The sequence below is a fragment of the Bradyrhizobium sp. 62B genome (assembly GCF_030272265.2).
GTDB lineage: Bacteria > Pseudomonadota > Alphaproteobacteria > Rhizobiales > Xanthobacteraceae > Bradyrhizobium.
The window spans coordinates 935,565-958,409 of sequence record NZ_CP092841.2; the positions used below are offsets into that span (position 1 = coordinate 935,565).

The 22,845-nt window shown below is 66.1% G+C and carries 21 protein-coding genes and 1 riboswitch; of the genes, 11 read left to right on the forward strand and 10 right to left on the reverse strand.

From position 1 onward, the window contains the following. Positions 1-56 precede the first annotated feature (56 nt). Complete coding sequence (locus ML401_RS04430) at positions 57-965, reverse strand: NAD(P)-dependent oxidoreductase (protein WP_211418687.1); 909 nt, start codon at positions 963-965, stop codon at positions 57-59. Between the two features lie 147 nt (positions 966-1,112). Next, complete coding sequence (locus ML401_RS04435) at positions 1,113-1,496, reverse strand: carboxymuconolactone decarboxylase family protein (protein WP_018316258.1); 384 nt, start codon at positions 1,494-1,496, stop codon at positions 1,113-1,115. A gap of 168 nt (positions 1,497-1,664) precedes the next feature. Between ML401_RS04435 and ML401_RS04440 the strand changes: the two genes are divergently transcribed. Then, positions 1,665-3,602, forward strand: coding sequence for a TIGR02302 family protein (locus tag ML401_RS04440; protein WP_285810161.1), 1,938 nt, complete (start codon positions 1,665-1,667; stop codon positions 3,600-3,602). After that, positions 3,590-4,732, forward strand: coding sequence for a DUF4175 family protein (locus ML401_RS04445; protein WP_194405854.1), 1,143 nt, complete (start codon positions 3,590-3,592; stop codon positions 4,730-4,732). Before ML401_RS04440 ends, ML401_RS04445 begins: the two co-directional genes overlap by 13 nt. Positions 4,733-4,872: 140 nt before the next feature. Here the strand turns inward: ML401_RS04445 and ML401_RS04450 are convergent, their stop codons facing one another. Together ML401_RS04450 and ML401_RS04455 are read right to left on the reverse strand one after the other, a co-directional pair. Continuing rightward, positions 4,873-5,247, reverse strand: a complete 375-nt coding sequence (locus ML401_RS04450; protein WP_194405855.1) for a response regulator — start codon at positions 5,245-5,247, stop codon at positions 4,873-4,875. Between the two features lie 49 nt (positions 5,248-5,296). Then, the gene (locus ML401_RS04455) at positions 5,297-6,175 is read right to left on the reverse strand and encodes an MJ0042-type zinc finger domain-containing protein (RefSeq protein WP_259215510.1); all 879 of its coding nucleotides are present in this window, start codon (positions 6,173-6,175) and stop codon (positions 5,297-5,299) included. Positions 6,176-6,378: 203 nt separating this feature from the next. On the opposite strand from ML401_RS04455, the gene ftsE reads away from it, so the two are divergent. The 4 genes from ftsE to ML401_RS04475 all read left to right on the forward strand — a co-directional run bounded on the left by ftsE (position 6,379) and on the right by ML401_RS04475 (position 9,742). Then, a complete protein-coding gene (gene ftsE, locus ML401_RS04460; protein ID WP_018646542.1) occupies positions 6,379-7,038 on the forward strand; it encodes a cell division ATP-binding protein FtsE in 660 nt (219 codons plus the stop codon). Further along, positions 7,031-7,999: an ABC transporter permease gene (locus tag ML401_RS04465; RefSeq protein WP_285810183.1), complete on the forward strand. Its 969-nt coding sequence runs from the start codon at positions 7,031-7,033 to the stop codon at positions 7,997-7,999. Before ftsE ends, ML401_RS04465 begins: the two co-directional genes overlap by 8 nt. Before the next feature lie 230 nt (positions 8,000-8,229). Continuing rightward, positions 8,230-8,934: a YdcF family protein gene (locus tag ML401_RS04470; RefSeq protein ID WP_211418682.1), complete on the forward strand. Its 705-nt coding sequence runs from the start codon at positions 8,230-8,232 to the stop codon at positions 8,932-8,934. 34 nt (positions 8,935-8,968) lie between these two features. After that, positions 8,969-9,742, forward strand: a complete 774-nt coding sequence (locus tag ML401_RS04475; RefSeq protein WP_285810185.1) for a 1-acyl-sn-glycerol-3-phosphate acyltransferase — start codon at positions 8,969-8,971, stop codon at positions 9,740-9,742. On the opposite strand, the gene ML401_RS04480 is transcribed toward ML401_RS04475, so the two are convergent. Further along, positions 9,739-10,350 carry a gamma-glutamylcyclotransferase gene (locus ML401_RS04480; RefSeq protein ID WP_285810187.1) on the reverse strand — a complete coding sequence of 204 codons (612 nt, stop codon included), beginning with the start codon at positions 10,348-10,350 and terminating at the stop codon, positions 9,739-9,741. The two genes, ML401_RS04475 and ML401_RS04480, sit on opposite strands and share 4 nt — an antisense overlap. Before the next feature lie 110 nt (positions 10,351-10,460). Between ML401_RS04480 and ML401_RS04485 the strand changes: the two genes are divergently transcribed. Beyond that, positions 10,461-11,645 (forward strand): DUF2125 domain-containing protein, encoded by a 1,185-nt coding sequence (locus ML401_RS04485; protein WP_212065903.1) that lies wholly within the window; start codon positions 10,461-10,463, stop codon positions 11,643-11,645. Between the two features lie 70 nt (positions 11,646-11,715). Here the strand turns inward: ML401_RS04485 and ML401_RS04490 are convergent, their stop codons facing one another. The 3 genes from ML401_RS04490 to ML401_RS04500 are packed head-to-tail and all read right to left on the reverse strand — an operon-like array spanning position 11,716 to position 14,632. After that, a complete protein-coding gene (locus ML401_RS04490; RefSeq protein WP_285810190.1) occupies positions 11,716-12,654 on the reverse strand; it encodes a prephenate/arogenate dehydrogenase family protein in 939 nt (312 codons plus the stop codon). Beyond that, positions 12,651-13,748 carry a histidinol-phosphate transaminase gene (gene hisC, locus ML401_RS04495; protein WP_285810192.1) on the reverse strand — a complete coding sequence of 366 codons (1,098 nt, stop codon included), beginning with the start codon at positions 13,746-13,748 and terminating at the stop codon, positions 12,651-12,653. The genes ML401_RS04490 and hisC overlap by 4 nt, the downstream gene beginning before the upstream one ends. A gap of 35 nt (positions 13,749-13,783) precedes the next feature. Then, positions 13,784-14,632, reverse strand: coding sequence for a chorismate mutase (locus tag ML401_RS04500; protein WP_194405863.1), 849 nt, complete (start codon positions 14,630-14,632; stop codon positions 13,784-13,786). Between the two features lie 157 nt (positions 14,633-14,789). Continuing rightward, positions 14,790-14,869: riboswitch (SAM riboswitch) on the forward strand. Between the two features lie 90 nt (positions 14,870-14,959). Between ML401_RS04500 and ML401_RS04505 the strand changes: the two genes are divergently transcribed. Both ML401_RS04505 and metW read left to right on the forward strand, forming a co-directional pair. After that, positions 14,960-16,156 carry a homoserine O-acetyltransferase gene (locus tag ML401_RS04505; protein ID WP_285810195.1) on the forward strand — a complete coding sequence of 399 codons (1,197 nt, stop codon included), beginning with the start codon at positions 14,960-14,962 and terminating at the stop codon, positions 16,154-16,156. A 1-nt stretch (position 16,157) separates the two neighbouring features. Then, positions 16,158-16,820, forward strand: a complete 663-nt coding sequence (gene metW, locus ML401_RS04510; protein ID WP_285810197.1) for a methionine biosynthesis protein MetW — start codon at positions 16,158-16,160, stop codon at positions 16,818-16,820. A gap of 136 nt (positions 16,821-16,956) precedes the next feature. On the opposite strand, the gene ML401_RS04515 is transcribed toward metW, so the two are convergent. After that, positions 16,957-17,820, reverse strand: coding sequence for an alpha/beta fold hydrolase (locus ML401_RS04515; RefSeq protein WP_285810198.1), 864 nt, complete (start codon positions 17,818-17,820; stop codon positions 16,957-16,959). Positions 17,821-18,036: 216 nt separating this feature from the next. Between ML401_RS04515 and ML401_RS04520 the strand changes: the two genes are divergently transcribed. Further along, positions 18,037-18,789 carry a TIGR02594 family protein gene (locus tag ML401_RS04520; protein ID WP_285810200.1) on the forward strand — a complete coding sequence of 251 codons (753 nt, stop codon included), beginning with the start codon at positions 18,037-18,039 and terminating at the stop codon, positions 18,787-18,789. An 84-nt stretch (positions 18,790-18,873) separates the two neighbouring features. Here ML401_RS04520 and ML401_RS04525 read toward each other — a convergent pair whose 3' ends face one another. Beyond that, positions 18,874-19,677, reverse strand: coding sequence for an MOSC domain-containing protein (locus tag ML401_RS04525; protein WP_194405868.1), 804 nt, complete (start codon positions 19,675-19,677; stop codon positions 18,874-18,876). Positions 19,678-19,916: 239 nt separating this feature from the next. Between ML401_RS04525 and clpB the strand changes: the two genes are divergently transcribed. Next, positions 19,917-22,556 (forward strand): ATP-dependent chaperone ClpB, encoded by a 2,640-nt coding sequence (gene clpB, locus ML401_RS04530; protein WP_285810203.1) that lies wholly within the window; start codon positions 19,917-19,919, stop codon positions 22,554-22,556. Positions 22,557-22,845 lie beyond the last annotated feature (289 nt).

Here is a 22,845-nt window from a genome sequence, read left to right on the forward strand (position 1 = left end):
GGATCTGCACGCGCTTCAGGCGCGCTTGTCCGGGACGACAGTGGAGATGGGGAGGGCTACTTCCCCGCCAATCCGCCTTTCGCTCCACCGACCACGACTCCCGCCTTCTTCTCGATCGGCTTGATCGCCGCGGTGAAATCGGACTCGGCACCTTCCGCGGCGATCACGGTCTCCCATAACCTACCGACCGCGTCGGCGACCTCCATCGACAGGCCGAGCTGCTTCATCTCCTCCAGCGCCAGCCGGACGTCCTTCACCATCAGCCCCGTGGCAAAGCCGAAGTCGAAGCTGCGCGGCAGCACCGCGCGCGGAAACTTGTCGCGGCTCGCCGTGTTCATGCCGGAGCCGGCATTGATGACGTCGATCATCACGGCGGGATCGAGCCCGGCTTTCACGCCCATCACGACCGCTTCCGACGTCGCCACGATCGCGGTGGCCGACAGGAAATTGTTGGCGAGCTTCATGGTCTGCGCCGCGCCGGGCTTCTCGCCGATGAAGAACACCTTTCCGATCACGTCGAGCGCGGGCTTGAGCAGCTCGAACTCGGTCCTGGGTCCGGAGACCATCACCGCCAGCGTGCCCTTCTCGGCGCCGCCGACGCCGCCGGAGACCGGGCAGTCGATCTGCACGATGTTGCGCTTGGCGAGCAGGCCGTGAATCGTCACGGCCATCGCCGAGCCGACGGTGGAGAGATCGATGAAGCGTTTGGCGCGGCTGCCCTCGATGACGCCGTTCGCTCCCGTTGCGACCTGGAGCGAAGCCTGCAGCGAAGGCAGGCTCGCCATCACGGTCTCGACCTGATCGGCGACGTCCTTCGGCGATGTTGCGGCGGTCGCGCCGAGCGCCGTGAGCTTGCCCATAACGTCCTTGCGCGTGTCGAACACGACGAGCCTGTGCCCTGCCTCGATCAGCCGCCGCGCCATCGGAAAACCCATGTTTCCGAGGCCGATGAATCCGATGTCCATGGTGTTTCCTTGTCTTGCTTCTTCGTTGTTGTGTAAGTGCTCGCTCCATCCCCGCTGTCGTCTCGGATCTGCGCTCCGCTCGGGACGACGCTACGCGTTTTCCCGAGCTCGCTTGTCCCGGACGACAGCGGAGATTGGCGCTGCATCTCACGCCTTGCCGTCGATCTCCGCGAACACCTCGCGCGCGATGCGGAAGCTGTCGACCGCGGCGGGCATGCCGCCATAGATCGCGACCTGCATCAGGATCTCGCGGATCTCCTCGCGACTGACGCCGTTGGTCAGCGCGCCCTTCAGATGCGCGCGGAATTCGTGCTGGCGGTTGAGGATCGCGATCATCGCGATGTTGAGCATGCTGCGGGTCTTGCGCGGCAGCTCCTCGCGGCCCCACACCGTCCCCCAGCAATATTCGTTCAGCATCTCCTGGAACGGACGGTTGAAGTCGTCGACGTTCTTCAGGGCGTTGTTGACATAGGCCTCGCCCAGCACCGCTTTGCGGACTTCCAGGCCCTTGTCGTGCATCTTCTTGTCCATGGCGTTTCCTCTCGTTTCCCTCGGATCACGCGCGGAAATTACGGGGTTGGGGCGAGCCAGTCACGTCCTCGTGTTATGCGGGAAAAGGGGTGTCTCCCGTACCGGAACGGATGCCTCAGTGCTGCCGTTGTGATAGGCTTCGCTCCACCGGGCAACCTGGAGAGTTGATTGAACGGCGTCACCCCCGACCCGTCAGACCCGATCCGCAACAGTGACGCTCTGTCGCGGTTGAAGCTGGCGCAGGCCCTGGATCGGGCCCTCTATGCCATCGCATGGGAGCGTGCCTGGCCACATCTGGCGCGGCTTCTGACCGTCGTCGGCCTGTTCCTGGCGGTGTCCTGGGCCGGCCTTTGGCTGGCGCTGCCTTTCCTGGCCCGTGCCATCGGTCTCGTCGTTTTCGCCGGCATCGCCATTGCGGCCCTGTTGCCCCTGATTCGCTTCCGCTGGCCGAGCCGCGAGGAGGCACTTGGCCGGCTCGATCGGGGCTCCGGCATCCGTCACCGCCCGGCCACGACGCTGACGGACACGCTGTCCTCGCAGGATCCGGTCGCGCAGGCGCTGTGGCAGGCGCAGCGCGAACGCACGCTGGCCTCGCTCAAGCGTATCCGCGCCGGTCTGCCGCATCCGCGGCTTGCGCTCCACGACCCCTGGGCGCTGCGCGCACTGATCATGGTGATGCTGGTTGCAACCTTCTTCGCCGCCGGCGACGAGCGCGCGATGCGGCTCGGCGCCGCCTTCGACTGGAACGGCGTGTTGGCGCCCGCGAATGTTCGCGTCGACGCCTGGGTGACGCCGCCGCTCTATACCGGCAAGCCGCCGGTCATCCTGTCGGCCGCCAACAAGGAGGCCGCGGCGCTGCCCGCCTCCGGCCCGCTTGCCGTTCCCGCCGGCTCCACCCTGATCGTGCGCTCCTCCGGCGGCAGCCTGGATGTCGTCGTCTCTGGCGGCCTCAAGGAGGTCGCCCCCACGGAAGCCGCACCCAAGGGCACCAACGAGAAGCATTTCACCATCACCACCGACGGCACCGCGCATGTCCGCGCGCCCTCCGGCCAGCCGCAATGGGCGTTTGCCGCAACGCCGGACCATGCGCCGACGATCGCGCTCGCCAAGGATCCCGAACGCCAGGCGCGCGGCGGGCTCCAGCTCTCCTACAAGATCGAGGATGATTACGGCGTCACCGGCGCGGACGCGCACATCGCCTTGCGCCCCGCCGACGCCAAAGACGGAGCCAAGGATTCCGACGGCAAGGCCGCGCCGCGGCCGCTGTTCCAGCCGCCGCAATTCCCGCTCGTGCTGCCGAACGCGCGCACCCGCAACGGCGTCGGCCAGACCGTGAAGGACCTCAGCGAGGATCCCTATGCCGGTGCCGATGTCACGCTGACGCTCACCGCCAAGGACGAAGCCGGCAACGAGGCGCGAAGCGAGCCCTTCAACATGCGCCTGCCGGAACGTCTCTTCACCAACTCGCTGGCGCGCGCGCTGATCGAGCAGCGCCGCATCCTCGCGCTCGACGCCAACAGGAATTCGGACGTCTACACCGCGCTCGATGCGCTGATGATCGCACCCGAATTGTTCACCCCGGACGCCGGCTGCTATCTCGGCCTCCGCAGCCTCGCGAGCCAGCTCGAGGCGGCCCGCACCGACGATGCGCTGCGCAATGTTGTGGCGAGCATGTGGGCCTTCGCGACCACCATCGAGGATGATGGTGTCGCCGGCAGCGTCAACGCCGCGTTGCGCTCGGCGCAGGACGCGCTCAAGGCGGCGCTCGACCGCGGCGCCAGCGAGGACGAGCTGAGAGTGTTGACGCAGAAACTCCGCGAGGCCATGGCCGGCAAGGTGCGCGATCTCGCCCGCCGCGCCGAACAGAATCCGCTCGGTGCCCGGCAGCCGTTCCCGGCGGAGGTCCAGCTCATTCTCGACAAGGCGATCGAGCTGCGACAGAAGACCCAGCATGCGACGCCCGAGCAGCTCGCCGAGCTGGCGCAGCAGCAGGACGCGTTGCGCGAGCAGCTTCAGGCCTATCGGAAGTCGGCGAACAACCGTGCCAACAAGGCGGGGGACGACAAGACCAACCAGTTTACGCGGGACCGGAAATGCGGAAGCTAGCGCGCGTGCCAGTCTTGAAGGCGATGTCGATCGCCTGCCTCGCCTTCCTGTTGGGAAGCGTTACCCCGGTTGCGGCCCAGCTGGACCAGGATCCTGACGCGCTGCTCGACAGCGCCGAAAAGGCGATGCAGGAGTCCGGCGACAGCCTCAGGCAGAAGGAATCCGGCAAGAGCCTGGGCAACCAGTCCGACGCGATCCAGAAGCTCGAGGAGTACAAGCGGGCGACGGAACGGAGCCAATCCTCCAGCCGTGACCGCAACGTCATCACGCAACGCGATCTGGACGACCTCTTGCGGCAGATCGAGAAGGCGGCGCGCGAAGGCAATAAAGAGGCCGCCCAGCGCCTGCTCGAGCAGCTCGCGCAGATCATGGAAAACCTCCAGATGGCGCAGCCCGGGCAATCCGGCGAAAGCGAGATGGAGCAGGCGCTCAACGAGCTCAGCGACATGATCCGCAAGCAGCAGCAATTGCGCGACAAGACGTTCAAGCAGGGCCAGGATTCCCGGCGTGACCGCTCGCGCGGCAAGCAGCAGGGCGACCAGTCGATGTCGGATCTGCAGCAGGATCAGCAGTCGCTGCGCGACCGCCTGAAGAAGCTGCAGGACGAGCTTGCCAAGCGCGGTCTCGCGCAGAAGGGACAAAAGGGTCAGAAAGGGCAGCAGGGACAGAAAGGCCAGCAGGGGGACCAGGGCCAGAACGGCGATCAGGACGGTGACGACGGTGACGATGGCAGCCTCGACACCGCGGACGGCGCCATGGGTGATGCCGGCTCGAAGCTCGGCGAGGGCAATGCCGACGGCGCCGTGGATTCGCAGGGCAAGGCGCTCGATGCGATGCGCAAGGGTGCGCAGAAGATGGCCGAAGCGATGCAGCAGGGCGATGGCGACGGGCAGAACGATGGTCCCGGCAATCGGGCCGGCCGTCAGCAGAGCGGCGGCAATCAGACCGATCCGCTGGGACGCCCGCTGCACGGCCGCGATCTCAGCGACGACTACACCGTCAAGATCCCCGGTGAGATCGACGCCCAGCGTGTACGTCGCATCCTCGAAGAGCTTCGCCGCCGCTTGGGGGACAGCTCGCGCCCGCAGATCGAGCTCGATTACATCGAGCGGCTGCTGAAGGATTTTTGACGTCACACTCGGTGTCATCGCCCGGCTTGACCGGGCGATCCAGTATTCCGAGAAGCTAGTGAGTCATCCGAGGGGCCGCGACGTACTGGATGCCCCGGTCAAGCCGGGGCATGACAGCGGAATCCTTGGCGGCCGTCGGGCTACCCCTTCTTCGCCGCCAGCGCGTCCGCCACTGCGGTGCGGATATCCGCGACCGAGAACGGTTTTGTCACGACGTCGTGCACGAGCGCATTGAGGTTCGATGCGCGCTCGCGCTGGTCGGCAAAGCCGGTCATCAAGAGGATGGTCAGATCAGGGAAATCGCGCGCGGCGGAGAGCGCCAGTGCAATGCCGTCCATGACGGGCATCTGGATGTCGGTGAGCAGCAGGTCGAAGGCGCCGTCCTCTCGGCTCAGGATCTCCAGCGCCTCGGCGCCGTCTTGCGCGGTGACGGTCTCGTGGCCGTCCATGGCGATGGCGCGCGCCACGAGCGTGCGCATCGAATCCTCGTCGTCGGCGATCAGGATTTTCGGCATCAGATCAACCTCTGGGACAAACCTTCCCGTGCGGGACCCTACAAGCTGATTATACGCTGCCGCCGGCAATGTCGCGCCGGTTGAAGAAGCGCACGTCGATATTGCGGCCCTCCGGTGGCGGCGAGGCGAGACGCGAGCGGAAGAAGGCGCGCTCGCCGGGCCGCAGCACGGTCTGCTCCAGCACCGTATTCCAAGCGTAGATCTCCGCGCCTTGCGCGTCGCGCACGGCAAAGCGCAGCCGCGGGATGTCGAGCGGCTTCTTGCCCTCGCCGACGATCACGCCCTCGATGACCAACACCTGCTTACCGTCCACGGTCTCGCTGGACAGCTTCACGTCCTTGAAGGCGAGGCCCCGCAGGTTCACCTCGAGCCCGACCATCTTGTAGAACGCTGCCGTCTGCGGCAGCAGGCGCACCATGTCGCCGCGCCAGATCACCAGCGCCAGCACCAGCGCGCCCATGGCGGCGCAGGCGGTCGGCAGCCCAAAATAGGATTTTCGTGGAGCGGCGGTGGCGGCGGGACGGCTGACCCGCGCCCCGCGACGGCTGAACAGGCTGCGGAACCAGGATTGGTGCTGCACGCCAGCGACCTCCTCCTCGACCTCCCGGGCCGCCGCTGACCACTCGTCCTCGGTTTCCTTGGCCTCTTCCTCGGGCCAGTCGCTGGCGATCGACGGGCTGTCGACAACGGGCGTGTTAGTAGCGCTGTCGTCCTTGGCGTAGGAGTTCCACTGCTCGGCGAGGTCGGATTGGTCGTCGGCCTGGCTAGCTGCGGCCATGGCCGGAACGGACGCCTCCTCGATGGCGTCCTCGGCATGGGCGATCCAGGTCTCCTTGCAGCGGGAACAGCGGACCGCCCGCCCGTTCGCCCCAAGGCTTGCAAGCTTGATGGCGTAGGATGTCATACAATGGGGGCAGACGATATGCATGGACGAGCCTTGATGCATGAACCAGGACTTGAACGAGGTCCTGACCATAACCCCGTCAGGAAGAACCGGGCGGCCAGGATGCGACCAATATGCTACAGGGCGACCGTTAACGAACCGGAAACCATAACGGCGGCAAAACCCGTGGATCGCGCATGGCGGAGCGCGGCCATGTGTCCCGCGCCCCCTCTCGAACGGAGCTGAGCTTGGTTCGGTTCGAAAATGTCGGATTGCGTTACGGTCTGGGGCCGGAGATCCTCCGCGACCTCAGCTTCCAGATCCCGGCGCATTCGTTCCAGTTCCTTACCGGCCCGTCGGGCGCCGGCAAGACCTCATTGCTGCGCCTGTTGTTCCTGTCGCATCGGCCGACGCGGGGCCTCGTCAATCTGTTCGGTCACGACATCTCGCAGCTCGGCAAGGACGAGATCGCCGATCTGCGCAAGCGCATCGGCATCGTGCTCCAGGATTTCCGCCTGCTCGATCACATGACGACGTATGAGAACGTCGCGCTGCCGTTCCGCGTCATGGGCCGCAGCGAGTCGAGCTACCGCAAGGAGGTGATTGATCTGTTGCGCTGGGTCGGGCTCGGCGACCGCATGGACGCGCTGCCGCCGATCCTGTCGGGCGGCGAGAAGCAGCGCGCTGCGATCGCGCGCGCCGTGATCTCGCGGCCGCAGCTGCTGCTTGCGGACGAGCCGACCGGCAGCGTCGATCCGACGCTCGGACGCCGCCTGCTGCGGCTGTTCATCGAGCTCAACAAATCGGGCACCGCCGTCATCATCGCGACCCACGACATCGGCCTGATGGACCAGTATGAGGCCCGGCGGCTGGTGCTGCACCAGGGACGGTTGCACGTCTATGAGTAGGACAGACGAGCGCGGCGTGCTGGTCGACCTCGGACAGGAGCGTCCGCAGCTGCCGGCCAAGGCGCGCAACATGTCGCCGATCGTGCCGCGCGCCTCGATCCAGGGCCGGGCGCTGGTCGCCGTCGTCGCCATCATGACGTTCCTCGCGTCGATGACCACGGGCACCGTGCTGCTGGTGAGTGCTTCCGCCGCGGAATGGCAGTCCGACGTCGCGAGCGAGATCACCATCCAGGTTCGTCCGCAAACGGGGCGCGATCTCGATCGCGACACCGCCGCGGTGACGGAGGCGATGCGCGCGCAAGCCGGAATCGTCGAGGTCAAGCCGTTCAGCAAGGAGGAGAGCGGCAAGCTGCTCGAGCCCTGGCTCGGCACCGGGCTGGCGATGGACGACCTGCCGGTGCCGCGCATGATCATCGCGCGCGTGCAGCCCGGCACGCTGCTCGATCTCGGCGCCTTGCGCGCGCGGGTGACCCAGGTGGCGCCGAGCGCCAGCGTCGACGATCATCGTGCCTGGATCGAGCGGATGCGCTCGATGACCAACGCCACCGTGCTCGCCGGCCTCGGCATCCTCGCGCTCGTCATCGTCGCCACCATCATCTCCGTCTCGTTCGCGACCCGCGGCGCCATGGCGGCGAACCGCCCGATCGTCGAGGTGCTGCATTTCGTCGGCGCCGGCGACCGCTACATCGCCAATCACTTCCTGCGCCATTTCCTCCGCCTGGGCCTCGAGGGCGGCGTGATCGGCGGCGGCGCTGCCATGCTGGTGTTCGGGTTCTCCGAGTCGATCGCCGGCTGGTTTTCCGGTACCCCCGTCGGCGACCAGTTCGCGGCCCTGCTCGGCACCTTCTCGCTGCGGCCGTCGGGCTACATCGTGCTCGCGGTCCAGGCCGTGCTGATCGGCGCCATCACCGCAGTGGCCTCGCGCCAGACGCTGTTTGCGACGCTGAATGACGTGGATTGAGATCCTTTCTTCCCTTCTCCCCTTGTGGGAGAAGGTGGCGCGAAGCGCCGGATGAGGGGTATATCTCGGCGCAAAAGAACTGTGCGAATTCGCGGAGAGAGACCCCTCACCCGTCTCGCCGCTTCGCGTCGAGCCACCCTCTCCCACAAGGGGAGAGGGTGCAGAAACGAGACTCCACTTCGCCTCAAAACGTCCTAAAATCACTTCAGGGAAGGGATTACCGACATCACATGGCCTCGCCGACCGACGATCGATCGCCGAAACTGCCGCGCGGCTGGCTGCGCGCGGCATTGGTGTCGACGATTGCGCTCGCCTTCGTCGCCGCTGCGGCGGGGTTCATCGCGTTCCTGTCGCAATTGCGTGGCGCCGAGGTCGCGCCGGGTCGCAAGGCCGACGGCATCGTGGTCCTGACCGGCGGCTCCTCGCGGGTCTCGGACGCGATGGAGCTGCTCGCTGCCGGCTACGGCAGGCGGCTCTTGATCTCCGGCGTGCATCCGACCTCGACGGCGAGCGACATCTCCAGGACGTTGCCGGAGAACCAGTCCTTCATGACCTGTTGCGTCGATCTCGACCGCACCGCGCTCTCGACCCGCGGCAATGCGGCGGAGGCGCGGCGCTGGGCCGAGGGACGCCGCTTCAAGTCGCTGATCGTGGTCACGTCGAACTACCACATGCCGCGCGCGCTGGTGGAATTCTCGCATGCGATGCCGCAAACGACGCTGATCCCGTTCGCGGTGGTCGGCGACAAATGGCGCGAGGAGCCGTGGTGGACCTCGGCCTCCACCTTGCGGCTGCTGCTGTCGGAATATGTCAAGTACATCGCGGCCGAGATCAGGGTGCGGCTGGAGGATTTCGGGATTGACCTTTCGCCCGAGATGTCGGAGCAGCCTGCAGGTCACCAGCTCAAGCGGCCCGCCACCGCCCAGGCGAACTGACACGCCAATTGACCGGCAAATAATCGGATCGTCGATGTTCCTGATTTTCCTGCGCTCGCTCGTGTTCAACGTGCTGTTCTACGCCGTGCTGGTGTGCCTCGCGATCGTGGCGCTGCCGACCTTCGCATTGCCGCCGCGCGCGATGCTGACGGTCGCCGAATGGTGGGCCAAGGCGACGCTGGTCCTGATGCGCGTAGTCTGCAACATCAAGGTGGAATTCCGGGGCACGGAGAAGATTCCGCAGGGACCGCTCGTGATCGTGGCGAAGCACCAGTCGTTCTGGGAGACGTTCGTGCTGCCGGGCTTCTTCGATCGGCCGATCTTCATCCTCAAGCGTCAGCTGATGCAGATCCCGGTGTTCGGTCAGTTCCTGGTCAAGACCGGGATGATCGCGATCGATCGCAATGCCGGCGTGAAGGCGCTGCTCGACATGACGCGCCGCGCGCGCGACGCGGTGCGCAGCGGCCGGCAACTCGTCATCTTTCCGGAAGGTACGCGCCGCGCGCCCGGCGCTGAGCCCGACTACAAGACCGGCTTTGCGCAGATCTATTCGTCCTGCGGTGTGCCGTGCCTGCCGGTCGCGCTCAACTCCGGCCTGTTCTGGCCCCGCCGCACCTTCATGCGCTATCCCGGCACGCTGGTGGTGGAGTTCCTCGATCCGTTGCCGCCGGGCCTGCCGAAGGACGAATTTCTCTCCCGCGTGCAAACCGCCATCGAAGAAGCAACCGGCCGCCTCGTCGAGGCCGGCCGCAAGGAGCAGGAGCAGTTGATCGGCTCGGCGCCGAGCTATACTCCGGCGGAGCGCTAGCGACTCTCGCGGTCTTGCCCTGGTACAGGCGCGTGCAGGGAATGCGCATCACCATGCAGCATCAATGCAAGCTGATGCAGCTGCGCGTCGCGAAAGCCTTCGGCCTCGATCGCCTTCACCGTTGCGGTGACATAGTCGCGGTTGGCGCCGGACTGGCCGTGGCCCTGGATGACATGGCGGTGCTGCTCGGCGAGCGACAGCCGGCCGGCATATTGCACGTGGCCGCGATCGACGACGTAAGCGAGCGCGGAGACGCGCTGGCGCGCGTCGTTCTCCAGCCAGACCGAGCGCATCACCTCGCGATAGACCGAGGTGACCTGCTCGCGCGCGCGCAAGTACGCGACGACCGCGGCACGGTTCTTCTCGGCCACGCGGAAGGCAATGCCGCGGCATGCGCCGCCGCGGTCGAGCCCGAGCACGAGGCCCGGCTTCTCCGGCGTGCCGCGATGCACGAAGGAATAGACGCAGAGCGCGCGGTGCTCGCCGACCAGCCGCGCCGGAACGCGCTCCTCGAAGTCGAAGCCCGGCCGCCACATCAGCGAACCGTAGCCGAACACCCAGAGGTCGCCGGTGGCTGTCGTGACGGAGGGAAGGGTGATTTCGGACATTTCGCGCACGGCTACCAGAACGAAGGCCCCAAGCGAAGTAAATTCTCCGCCTTTCGTCGCAGGCCTGCCTCGCTTACATTTGCCAAAATCTGGGATCAAAGGGTCGCCGCATGTCCAATATGACCGTTGCCGCCGGCCGCCGCTCCCGCTGGGGCCTTTTCATCGCACCCGTTATCGTCCTGATCCTTGCCGTCGCATGGAGCTGCTTCTGGTTCTATGCGGCCTCACAGGCCGAAGTGGCCGCAGACGCCTGGCGGGCGCAAGAGGCCAAGTCCGGCCGCATCTATGATTGCGCCAAGCGCTCGATCGCCGGCTTCCCGTTCCGCTTCGAGGTCCAGTGCTCCGGCGCCAGCGTCGCCCTGGTCTCGCAGAATGCGAGCAAGACGCCATTCACGGCCAAGCTGGACAACATCTTGGTCGTCGCCCAAGTGTACGATCCCAAGCTCGTCATCGCCGAATTCTCCGCACCCGCGACGCTGACCGACAGCGTCACGCAGAACACCTTCGTGGTGAACTGGAGCAAGGGCCGCAGCAGCGTGGTCGGCCTGCCGGCGGTGCCGGACCGCGCCTCCCTCGTGTTCGACGATCCCTCGCTCAACCGCCTCGACGGCAGCGTGCAGGTGCCGCTGGCGCGCGCCAAGCAGATCGAGCTGCACGGCCGCCTCGCAGACGGCTCGCCGGCCGATCATCCCGTGATCGAGACCGTGCTCCACGTCGCGCAGGGCAGCATCCAGGGCGTTCATCCCCTGCTTGCCGAGCCGTTCGAGGCGGACACCCGCGCCAAGGTCACCGGCCTCTCCGACCTCACGCCAAAGCCCTGGCCGCAGCGCTTCCGCGAGATCCAGGCCGCCGGCGGTCATATCGAGATCGTGCAGTCGCGGATCCAGCAGGGTGAGATGATCGCGATCGCGGCCGGCACGCTCGGCCTCTCCGCCAACGGCCGGCTCGACGGTGAATTGCAGATGACCGTGACGGGCCTCGAGCGCGTGATCCCGGCGCTCGGCATCGAGAAGATGCTGGAGGAGGGCGTGCCGCAGGCAACGCTCGACCGCGTGGCGCCCGGCGTGAAGTCGCAGGACCTCAACAATCTGTTCGGTGCGCTTGATCGTGCCGTGCCCGGTCTCGGCAAGGTCATCAAGCAGAACGCCAATGCCGGCGTTGCCGCCGGCATCAACTCGATCGGCACCGAGAGCACGCTGGAAGGCAAGAAGGCGCGCAGCTTCCCGCTGAAGTTCGTCGACGGCGCCGTGCTGCTCGGCCCGGTCAAGGTCGGCCAGATCCCGCCGTTGTATTGATTGGTTCGCGCGTCATTCCGGGTTCGACGCCGCGCGTGGCCCCGGAATGACGGAAGACGAGGAGACGTCGCTACGGCTTCTTGCCGAGCTGTCCGTGCTGGCGGCCGAAGTCGGGCGCCGCCGAATCCTGGCCGATCTCGACGATGCCGCGGCGGATGGCGCGGGTACGGGTGAAGTGGTCGAACAGCGCCTCGCCGTCGCCGCGGCGGATCGCGCGCGTGAGCTTGGCGAGATCCTCGGTGAAGGTGCCGAGCATCTCCAGCACGGCCTCCTTGTTGGCGAGGAAGACGTCGCGCCACATCGTCGGGTCGGAGGCCGCGATGCGGGTGAAATCGCGGAAGCCGCCGGCGGAGAACTTGATCACCTCTGACTCTGTCACCTGCGCCAGCTCGTCGGCGGTGCCGACGATGGTGTAGGCGATCAGATGCGGCAGATGGCTGGTGATGGCGAGCACGAGATCGTGGTGATCCGGCGTCATGACCTCGACCTTGGCGCCCATCGCCGCCCAGAACGCGCGCAGGCGATCGGTGGCCGCGGCATCGACGCCTTCGGGCGGAGTGAGAATGCACCAGCGGTTGATGAAGAGCTCGGGGAAACCTGAATCCGGGCCGGAATGCTCGGTGCCCGCAACGGGGTGCGCCGGCACGAAATGAACGGTCTTCGGCAGATGCGGCGCCATGTCCCTGACGATCGCGCCCTTCACCGAGCCGACGTCCGACACGATCGCGCCGGGCTTCAGATGCGCGGCAATCTCCTGCGCCACCGGTCCGCAGGCGCCGACGGGAATGCAGAGGATGACGAGATCGGCATCCTTCACGGCTTCCGCATTGGTCGCGACGACCTGATCGACGATGCCGAGCTCCATCACCCGCGCGCGGGTCTTCTCGGAGCGCGCGGTGGTGACGATCTCGCCCGCCAGCCCCTGGAGCTTCGCAGCGCGCGCGATCGAGCCGCCGATCAGGCCGAAGCCGATCAGCGCGACGCGCTGGAAGTGCGTCTGCTCGCTCATTTGCCGGCCATGAAGTCGCGCAAGGCGTCGACCACGAGGCGATTGGCCTCCTCGGTGCCGATGGTCATGCGCAGCGAATGCGGCAGGCCGTAGTTCTTCAACGCGCGCAGCACGAGGCCGCGCTTGGTGAGGAAGGCGTCGGCGTCGTCGGCGGTCCTGCCCTTCTCGGTCGGGAAGTGGATCAGCACGAAATTGGCGACGCTCGGCGTCACCTTCAGGCCGAGCTTGCCGATCTCCTCGGTCAGCCAATTGCGCCAGGTCTCGGTGAACTGCTTCGACATCGCCTGATGCGCAGTGTCCTCGATCGCGGCGACCGCGGCATACATCGCCGGCGTCGACACGTTGAAGGGACCGCGGATGCGGTTGACGGCGTCGATGATGTGCTCGGGACCGAACATCCAGCCGATGCGCAGCGCGGCGAGGCCGTGGATCTTGGAGAAGGTGTGCGTCACCACGGTGTTCTCGGTGGTGGCGACCAGCTCGATCCCCATTTCATAGTCGTTACGAGAAACGTAGTCGCAATAGGCGGCGTCCAGCACCAGCAGCACGTGCGAGGGCAGGCCGGCGCGCAGCCGCTTGACCTCGTCGAACGGCACATAGGTGCCGGTCGGATTGTTGGGGTTGGCGAGCCAGACCAGTTTCGTGCGGGGCGTCACCGCCTTGAGGATGGCGTCGACGTCACAGGTGAGGTTGGTCTCCTGCGCGACCACGTTCTTGGCGCCGACCGCCATGGTCGCGATCGGGTAGACCAGGAAGCCGTGGGTGGTCGAGATCGCCTCGTCGCCGTGGCTGAGATAGGTGTGGGCCAGCAAATTGAGGATCTCGTCCGAGCCGGCGCCGCAGATGATGCGGTTGGGATCGAGCCCGAACGAGCGGCCGATCGCCTCGCGCAGCACGCGGGAGGTTCCTTCCGGATAGTCTTCCAGGTGATCCGCGACGCGCTTGAAGGCTTCGATCGCCTTGGGCGAGGGCCCGAACGGCGTCTCGTTGGCGGAGAGCTTGAACACCTTGCGGCCCGGCTCGGCGACCGGGCTCTTGCCGGGCGTGTAGGGCGCAATATCGAGAATGCCTGGATTCGGCACGGGGCGGGACATCTTGAACTCCGAAAATGGCGGGGCGGGCGCGCGGTTTACGATTTCGCCCCGGTCGGGGGCACCGTATAGCGCGTTGCGTGGCTGCCGACGAGGGCCACAGAGCGCACCGAGGCCCCCGCCTCGATCAGGGCAGCCCTGATTTTGTCGATGCTGGTCGCGCTCGTGACCGAGACCAGGAGCGCCGCGCCGTCGAAGGCGGTGTCGGGCACCGCCACGATCTCGGCGAGCGGCGAGAGCGCGCGCGCGACCTCCGCGTTCCAGCCGGACACGCGGACACTGAAGGTCTCGACCTCGGTCACCAGGGCGCTGTCGGCGACGCGCGAGATCGCGAAGACCGGCAATGCGGCCGGATGGTCGGCACGCTCGATGAAGGGCATCCGCGCGATGATCTTCGGCGCGCCGTCCGCTTCCAGCTCCAGCCACCACGGCGTGCGGCTCGAGGTTGCCGAGACCATTGCCAAATCGCCCTTGGATTTCGCCACCGCCTCGACCGCGGCCTGCGCGCTGAAATGGGCGACGTAAGGCACCGTGAAGCCGAAATTGAAGCGCACGGAATCGCGCATCGCCGCCTCGCTGGCCGAGATGTCGGCATGCACGGAGAACGGCGCCTGCACATAGGTGAAGGTCGAGATGATGACGCGCCAGATGCTCTCGACCGTGTCGAGCGGCAGGATGCCGCGATGGCGCTGCACGAGCTCGCGCATCATGGATGCCTCGCGCGCCGGGCGGAACGCCGAGCCGACCTCCTGGGTCTGCTTGACCTGGATCAGGCGGTCGATGATGTCGCCGCGCTGCATCAGCAGGCGGTGCATGCCCTCGTCGATCGCGTCGATCTCCTTGCGCAGTTCCTGCAGCGATGGTGGCGCGGGCGGACGTTGGGACATGTCTGGCTGTCGATCGTTCCGATGGGGGAATGCCCTGATTAGGCAGTCGGAGCGGCGAAAGCAAAGAGAAATGACGTCCTTTTCGTCCCGCGCGACAGAGGCGAATTGAACCGATCCGGGCCGCGACTTGACGAAAACCGCCCAAGACGGTAGTTTTTATCCGTTCCGTGGTCATTTGAGCCGGCCGGCTTGCAGCCACGTTAAAAAACTCGCTAAACAGGCCGGGGACGCTTCCGATCCCGGCCGAACCTATCGTTCAGGCCGGGTTTTTCATGGCCTGATGCAAGTGGCGATCAAGGTTTGATCGCGAACGAGGTCGATGGTCAGATGGGTGGCGTCAAGTCGATACCGAGTCCTGCGATCAGCGCCGACGAGCGGTCGCACGAGGTGGATCATCCGAGCTCGCAGATCGCGCATTTCGGCGCCGAGCAGCCGCTGCGGCTCGATTGCGGCGTCGATCTCTCCCCGTTCCAGATCGCCTATCAGACCTATGGCGAGCTCAACGCCGATCGCTCCAACGCAATTCTGATCTGCCATGCGCTGACCGGCGATCAGCATGTCGCCAATGTGCATCCCGTCACCGGCAAGTCCGGCTGGTGGGAGACGCTGGTCGGCCCCGGCCGCCCGATCGATCCCAAGCACTACTTCATCATCTGCTCCAACGTGATCGGCGGCTGCATGGGCTCGACCGGGCCGGCGTCGATCAATCCCGCCACCGGCAAGGTCTGGGGTCTCGAGTTTCCCGTCATCACGATTCCGGACATGGTGCGCGCGCAGGCGATGCTGATCGACCGGCTCGGCATCGACACGCTGTTCGCGGTGGTCGGCGGCTCGATGGGCGGCATGCAGGTGCTGCAATGGACCGCGGCGTATCCGGCCCGCGTGTTCTCCGCGCTGGCGATCGCCTGCGCGACGCGGCACTCGGCGCAGAACATCGCCTTCCACGAACTCGGCCGCCAGGCCGTGATGGCCGATCCCGATTGGCACGGCGGCAGCTATGCCGATCACGGCATCCATCCGCATCGCGGGCTCGCGGTGGCGCGCATGGCGGCGCACATCACCTATCTCTCGGACGCGGCGCTGCATCGCAAGTTCGGCCGGCGCATGCAGGACCGCGAGCTGCCGACCTTCTCGTTCGACGCCGACTTCCAGGTCGAGTCGTACCTGCGCTACCAGGGCTCTTCTTTCGTCGAACGCTTCGATGCCAATGCCTATCTCTATCTGACCCGCGCGATGGACTATTTCGACATCGCCGCCGACCATGGCGGCGTGCTCGCAAAGGCGTTCGCGGATATCAAGACCCGCTTCTGCGTCGTCTCCTTCACCAGCGACTGGCTGTTTCCGACCTCGGAATCGCGCGCGCTGGTGCATGCCCTGAACGCGTCGAGCGCGCGGGTGTCGTTCGCCGAGATCGAGACCGATCGCGGCCATGATGCCTTCCTGCTTGACGTTCCCGAATTCTTCGACATCTCCCGCGCCTTCCTGCAATCGGCAGGCAAGGCCCGCGGGCTGAAGGATAGCTAGCATGTCTGCGCAGGACGTATTGCCGCTGGGCGGCGTTACGACCGGACGGTCCGGTGATTTTCGCGCCGATCATCGGCTGGTGGCCGAAATGGTCAAGCCGGGCTCGAAGGTGCTCGACGTCGGCTGCGGCGAGGGCGACCTGCTTCAGCTCCTGGAGACCCGCGGCATCGACGGCCGCGGCATCGAGCTGTCGCGCGAGGGCGTCAATCGCTGCGTCGCCAAGGGCCTTGCGGTGGTGCAGGGCGATGCCGACACCGATCTCGTCAATTATCCCGATGACGCCTTCGACTACGTGATCCTGTCGCAGACGCTGCAGGCGACGCGGCAGCCGCGGGTGGTGCTGGAGAATCTGCTGCGCATCGGCCGCCGCGCAATCGTGTCGTTCCCGAATTTCGGCTTCTGGAAGATGCGGCTCCAGCTCCTGATCGGCGGCCACATGCCGCGCACCGAGAATTTGCCGGCGACCTGGTACGACACCGCCAACATCCATTTCTGCACCATCAAGGATTTCGTCGAGCTCTGCGACGAGATCAACGTCAAGATGGAGCGTTCGGTGGCGCTCGATCTCTACGGCCGTCCGGTGCCCTTGAACCTGCCCTGGTGGGTGTGGAACATGTTCGGCGAGCAGGGCGTGTTTCTGCTGAGCCGCGGCGGGGGGAAGTAGTCTCTCTCCGTCATTCCGGGGCGCGCGAAGCGCGAGCTCGGATGCGCAATTGCGCATCCGAGAATTCATCGTGCAACAGTGCCCCGCAGCCCGATGGAGTCCGGGCCTGCGCCTCCGGCGCATCCCGGAACGACAGCTAGTGTGGGGCCAGCGACCTCGGGTCGCGTACTGGCCAGCGTCCCGCTTCCACCAGCGTCACGAACCGTGCCACCGTCTCGTTGAACAGCGCGGGCTCTTCGAGATTGAGCACGTGGCCGGACTTCGGAAACATCGCGAGCCCCGCCGCGGGAAGGTGCTTCTTCAGGAACAGGCTCGCGCCGACGCAGGGATCGTCCTCATCACCGCAGATGATCAGTGCCGGCGTCGCGGCGGCGCGGATCGCGTCCGTCATCGTAAAGATCGAGGGGCGGCCGCCCTGGAAGCCGCGCATCGTGCGCGCCGAGCCTTTGGCGTCGTGCCGCGCCAGCGCGGCGTAGAAATCGGCGTGGCCGCGCGGATCCTTCACCAGGAAGGGGATCCGGCTCGGCGCCTCGCGCGTGACCTTTGCGACTTCCACCGAGCCCAGCGTCTCGAACTGCTCGGCATTGGCGCGACACTGCTTGCGCCAAGCCTCCAAATTCTCGATCTCCGAGCCGGAGCCGACGCCGGCCAGCGTCATCGACAGCGCGCGCTGCGGCGCGTTCAATCCGATCTGGAGCGAGGAATAGGCGCCCATCGAGAGGCCGACGAGATGCGCGCGTTCGATTCCGAGATGGTCGAGCACCGCGAGCGCATCGGTGTAGAAATGCGTGAAGCTGTAGACCTCGCCGGCAGGCACGTCCGACGGCGTGTAGCCGCGCGCCGAATAGGTGATGCAGCGATGGCCCCGCGAGAAGTAACGCATCTGCGGCTCCCAATTGGTATGGTCGGCCGCGAACTCGTGCAGAAAAATGATCGGCGTTCCCTGACCCGCTTCCTCGAAATAGATGCGGACATCGTCCTTGGTCGTGGCGTGGGGCATTAACCGTTTCCCTCTCTTCAAGCCGCCTTTGCAGGATCGCAGTTAATGCTGTTGTCCGCAATGCGGCAGCATTGGGCCAGTGCCAGCGCAAAATCATCGCAGCTATTCGCAGGCTATTGGCGTCTTTTTCTCGCCACATCCGGCGGCTTAACGGCCGGACGGATGTCGGCTCTTGCACGGGCCGATGGGAAGCGGGGTGTCAACGAAGGATGAAGAATGTTTGAGTTGCTTGCGTCTCGCCTGTCGCGTTGTGTTGTCGCGCTGGCGATCTTCTCCGCGGCATTTGCCGCATTCGCTTCTCCGGCCTCAGCGCGGCCGCATCATCGTCATAGCGCAGAGCGGCACGCTTACGTGCACCACGCCAGACATCATCATTACCGCCACCATGCACGCAGCTCGCGCTTCGAGCGCAGCGCGGCGCAGTTGCAGGCGAGCGGGTTCGGCGGCACTTTTGCCAGCTATGATCCGAACACCAATAGCCCCGGCGTTGCCATGACCGGCAATGGAGGAACGATCATCACCGGCGGCGGTCGAATGATCACGCGCGCAAGCCGTCGCGCGGCGATGAGCGCGAACGGCGGCATCGCGAATGACGCCACGAGCAACGGTGGCTTTGGCGGCGGATCGGGCCTCGTCTCCGAGGCGCGCCGCTACATCGGCGGCAATCCGACCGGGCGCGGCAGGCTGTGGTGTGCGCGCTTCATGAATATGGTGCTGGAGCATACCGGCCATAAGGGCTCAGGCTCCGACATGGCGAGCTCGTTCGCCCGCTATGGCACGCGCGTCTCCGGTCCGCAGGTCGGCGCCATCGCGGTGATGTCGCGCGGCGGCCGTGGCGGCCATGTCGGCATCATCACCGGCGTCGACGCGCAGGGCAATCCGATCATGATCTCCGGCAACAACGGCAACCGCGTCCGCGAGGCGCCGGTCGCGCGCGGCAAGATCTATGCGTATGTGATGCCGAATTGAGAAGGTGCCGTCGGGTGGATTACGGTAGGCGACTGCACTTCGCGCAGCCGCTCAGCTAATCCACCCTACGGCCGCGGCGTTAGCTCACAGCAGCTTCGGCTCTTCCACCGCGACGGCGTCGCCGATACCGATCTCGCCGCCTTCGACCACCTCGGCATAGATGCCGCAGTCCATGTGGCCGAGATGGCGCGAGAGCGTGGGCGGGATCTCGAGATCGCGCTTGGCCGTCACCGGATCCACATTGGTGGCGGGGCAGCGGACGATGCGCTTGACCACCTTCAGCCGCGCCTGTCCGATCGCAAGCGTCTGGCCGACCAGGTCGAGCTCCGACCAGGCCGGCCAGCCCTTGACGTAGAGATTGGCGCGGAAGCGCAAGGGATGCACGGCGGTACCGCCCAGCATGGTCTCGATGGCGCGGACGCTGCCGAGATTGATGATGGAGACCACCTTGCGGGCGACGTCGGAGAAGCTGTGGTCGCGGCCGGACAGCAGTTTCGGCGGGCCCTTCAGCTCCGGCTGAAAATTCTCGGCGAAATAGCGCTCGATCGCGGCACGCCCGGCGGCCGTCTCGAGGTCCCCGCTCGCGACGATCTGGCCGTCCTTGCGGATCGTCAGCACATTGGTGGCGTCGTCGAAGCGGCTGTCGAGCTGCGCCAGCCGCTCATTGCGAGCGAGCATCAGGAATTGGATCTTCGGCTTCCACTCGGGCTGCTCGGGATTAAAGCCGCTCGGGCCGTTCTCGATGGCGTAGCGCCGGTCGGCGGGCAGGGTCTGGCCTGTCCGCAAGGGGGCGCGGCGCAGGGGCTCCGGCGTCAGGCCCTTGATGGGGTAGCGGTAGAGGCCGGTGATCTCGGCGGTCTGGCTGGCCGACTTTGCGACAGGGGTCATGCCGTTACTTAAAAGATTCGCCCTGTCCCCGCCAAGCCGCCGCTCCAGCGCACGAAATTGTGAAGGCACCTCTTTCGCACCCGCAACCTGCTTCCCACATCTGCCTCAGGCCGGCGGCAACGTCGGTCAATGACGACCGTTACCGGTTGAGAAACGTCAATGCGGTAATCGGAAACCCAATGAAGATGCCGTTTGGGGTGCCTTAGAGGGCCCCGAGGGCAGGCCGAGGGACAGAAAAGATGAATATTGAGAAATATACCGAACGCTCCAGGGGCTTCATCCAGTCCGCGCAGTCGCTCGCGATGCGCGAGGGGCACCAGCAGTTCTCCACCCTGCATGTGCTGAAGGTCCTCTTGGACGACAATGAAGGGCTGGCTTCCGGCCTGATCGACCGCGCCGGCGGCAATTCCCGTGCAATTCTCAAGGCGACCGAGGAGGCCCTCGGCAAGGTGCCGAGGGTCTCCGGCGGCGGCGCCGGCCAGATCTACCTGGCGCCCGAGCTCGCTCGCACCTTCGACGCGGCCGAGAAGGCCGGCGAGAAGGCCGGCGACAGCTTCGTCACCGTCGAGCGGCTGCTGCTCGGGCTCACGCTGGAGAAGACCAGCGAGGCCGGCACGATCCTGAACAAGGGCGGCGTCACCCCGCAAAACCTCAACGCCGCGATCGAGGCGCTGCGCAAGGGCCGCACCGCGGACTCGGCGACTGCCGAGAACGCCTATGATGCCTTGAAGAAATATGCCCGCGACCTGACCCAGGCGGCGCGCGACGGCAAGCTCGATCCGGTCATCGGCCGTGACGAGGAGATCCGTCGCACGATTCAAGTGCTCTCGCGCCGGACCAAGAACAATCCCGTCCTGATCGGCGAGCCCGGCGTCGGCAAGACGGCCATCGCGGAAGGCCTTGCGCTGCGCATCGTCAATGGCGACGTGCCGGAGAGCCTGAAGGACAAGAAGCTGCTGTCGCTCGATCTCGGCTCGCTGATTGCCGGCGCGAAGTATCGCGGCGAGTTCGAGGAACGGCTGAAGGCCGTGCTCCAGGAGGTCACCGGCAGCGAGGGCAACTTTATCCTGTTCATCGACGAGATGCACACGCTGATCGGCGCGGGCAAGGGCGACGGCGCGATGGACGCCTCCAACCTGCTCAAGCCGGCGCTCGCCCGCGGCGAGCTGCACTGCATCGGCGCGACCACGCTCGACGAATACCAGAAGCACGTCGAGAAGGACGCCGCGCTGGCGCGGCGCTTCCAGCCGATCTTCGTCAGCGAGCCCTCGGTCGAGGACACCATCTCGATCCTGCGTGGCCTCAAGGACAAGTACGAGCAGCATCACGGCGTGCGGATCACCGATTCCGCGCTCGTGGCGGCGACGACGCTGTCCAACCGCTACATCACCGACCGCTTCCTGCCCGACAAGGCGATCGACCTGATGGACGAGGCTGCGGCGCGGCTGAAGATGCAGGTCGATTCCAAGCCGGAAGAGCTGGATTCGCTCGACCGCGAGATCATCCGGCTCAAGATCGAGCAGGAGGCGTTGAAGAAGGAAAGCGATCTCGGCTCCAAGTCCCGGCTCCAGACGCTGGAGAAGGACCTTGCCGAGCTCGAGGAGAAGTCGGCGGCGCTGACGGCGCGCTGGAGCGCGGAGAAGAACAAGCTCTCCGATGCCCAGAAGCTGAAGGCGGAGCTCGACGGTTTGCGGGTCGAGCTCGCCAATGCGCAGCGGCGCGGCGAATTTCAGAAGGCCGGCGAGCTCGCCTATGGCCGGATCCCGCAGCTCGAGAAGCAGCTGGCCGATATCGAGGCGAAAGAGAACTCAGGCGAGATGATGGAGGAGGCGGTCACCGCCAACCACATCGCGCAGGTGGTCTCGCGCTGGACCGGCGTGCCCGTCGACAAGATGCTGGAAGGCGAGAAGGAGAAGCTCCTGAAGATGGAGGAGCAGCTGGGACAACGTGTCGTCGGCCAGGCCGAGGCCGTGCGTGCGGTCGCAACCGCCGTGCGCCGTTCGCGCGCCGGCCTGCAGGACCCGAATCGTCCCACCGGCTCGTTCATGTTCCTGGGGCCGACCGGCGTCGGCAAGACCGAGCTGACCAAGGCCTTGGCGGAGTACCTGTTCAACGACGAGACCGCGATGGTTCGCCTCGACATGTCCGAATACATGGAGAAGCACTCGGTCTCGCGGCTGATCGGCGCACCTCCGGGCTATGTCGGCTATGACGAGGGTGGCGCGCTCACCGAGGCGGTGCGGCGCCGGCCTTACCAGGTCGTGCTGTTCGACGAGATCGAGAAGGCGCATCCTGACGTCTTCAACGTCCTGTTGCAGGTGCTCGACGACGGCCGCCTGACCGACGGCCAGGGCCGCACCGTCGACTTCCGCAACACGCTGATCATCATGACCTCGAACCTCGGTTCGGAATTCCTGGTGAACCAGCCGGAGGGCGAGGACACTTCGGCCGTGCGCGAGCAGGTGATGGGAATGGTGCGCGGGCATTTCCGCCCCGAATTCCTCAACCGCGTCGACGAGATCATCCTGTTCCATCGCCTGCAGCGCAGCGAGATGGGCCGGATCGTCGAGATCCAGTTCGCGCGGCTGCAGAAGCTCCTGACCGATCGCAAGATCGTGCTGACCCTCGACGCTGCCGGCCGCGACTGGCTCGCCGCCAAGGGCTGGGATCCCGCCTACGGCGCAAGGCCGCTGAAGCGCGTGATCCAGCGTCACCTCCAGGACCCGCTCGCCGAGATGATCCTGGCCGGCGACGTCAGGGACGGCGATGCCGTTGCAATCTCCTCCGAAGGCAACGTGCTGACCTTCAACGGCAAGGCACCGCAGACCGCCGAGATTGCGCAGTTCGAGGCGCCGGTGGCAAAACGCAAGTTGAACTGAACGCGGGTGTTCGAAGTCTAAAACGACAAACCGCCCCGGAGAGGTCAGCCTCTCCGGGGCGATTTTTTTGCAGGGCCGTTCGCAGGCTCACTGCACGTGCCGGAGCCCGCGCAGCGCGTGCTGTCGCCCGCATGGGGTGTTGACGTTGACCTCGCGCCACAAGTCGGTAGCTGGTTTACCCGTGTACACGATACGCCTCCGCTGGCCCGAGGCACCTTCGCGGACCTGCGGTTGCTCGGCCTTGTAGCGCGCCACGACGCGCGGCCCCGCCGGCAGGCGGGAACGCGCC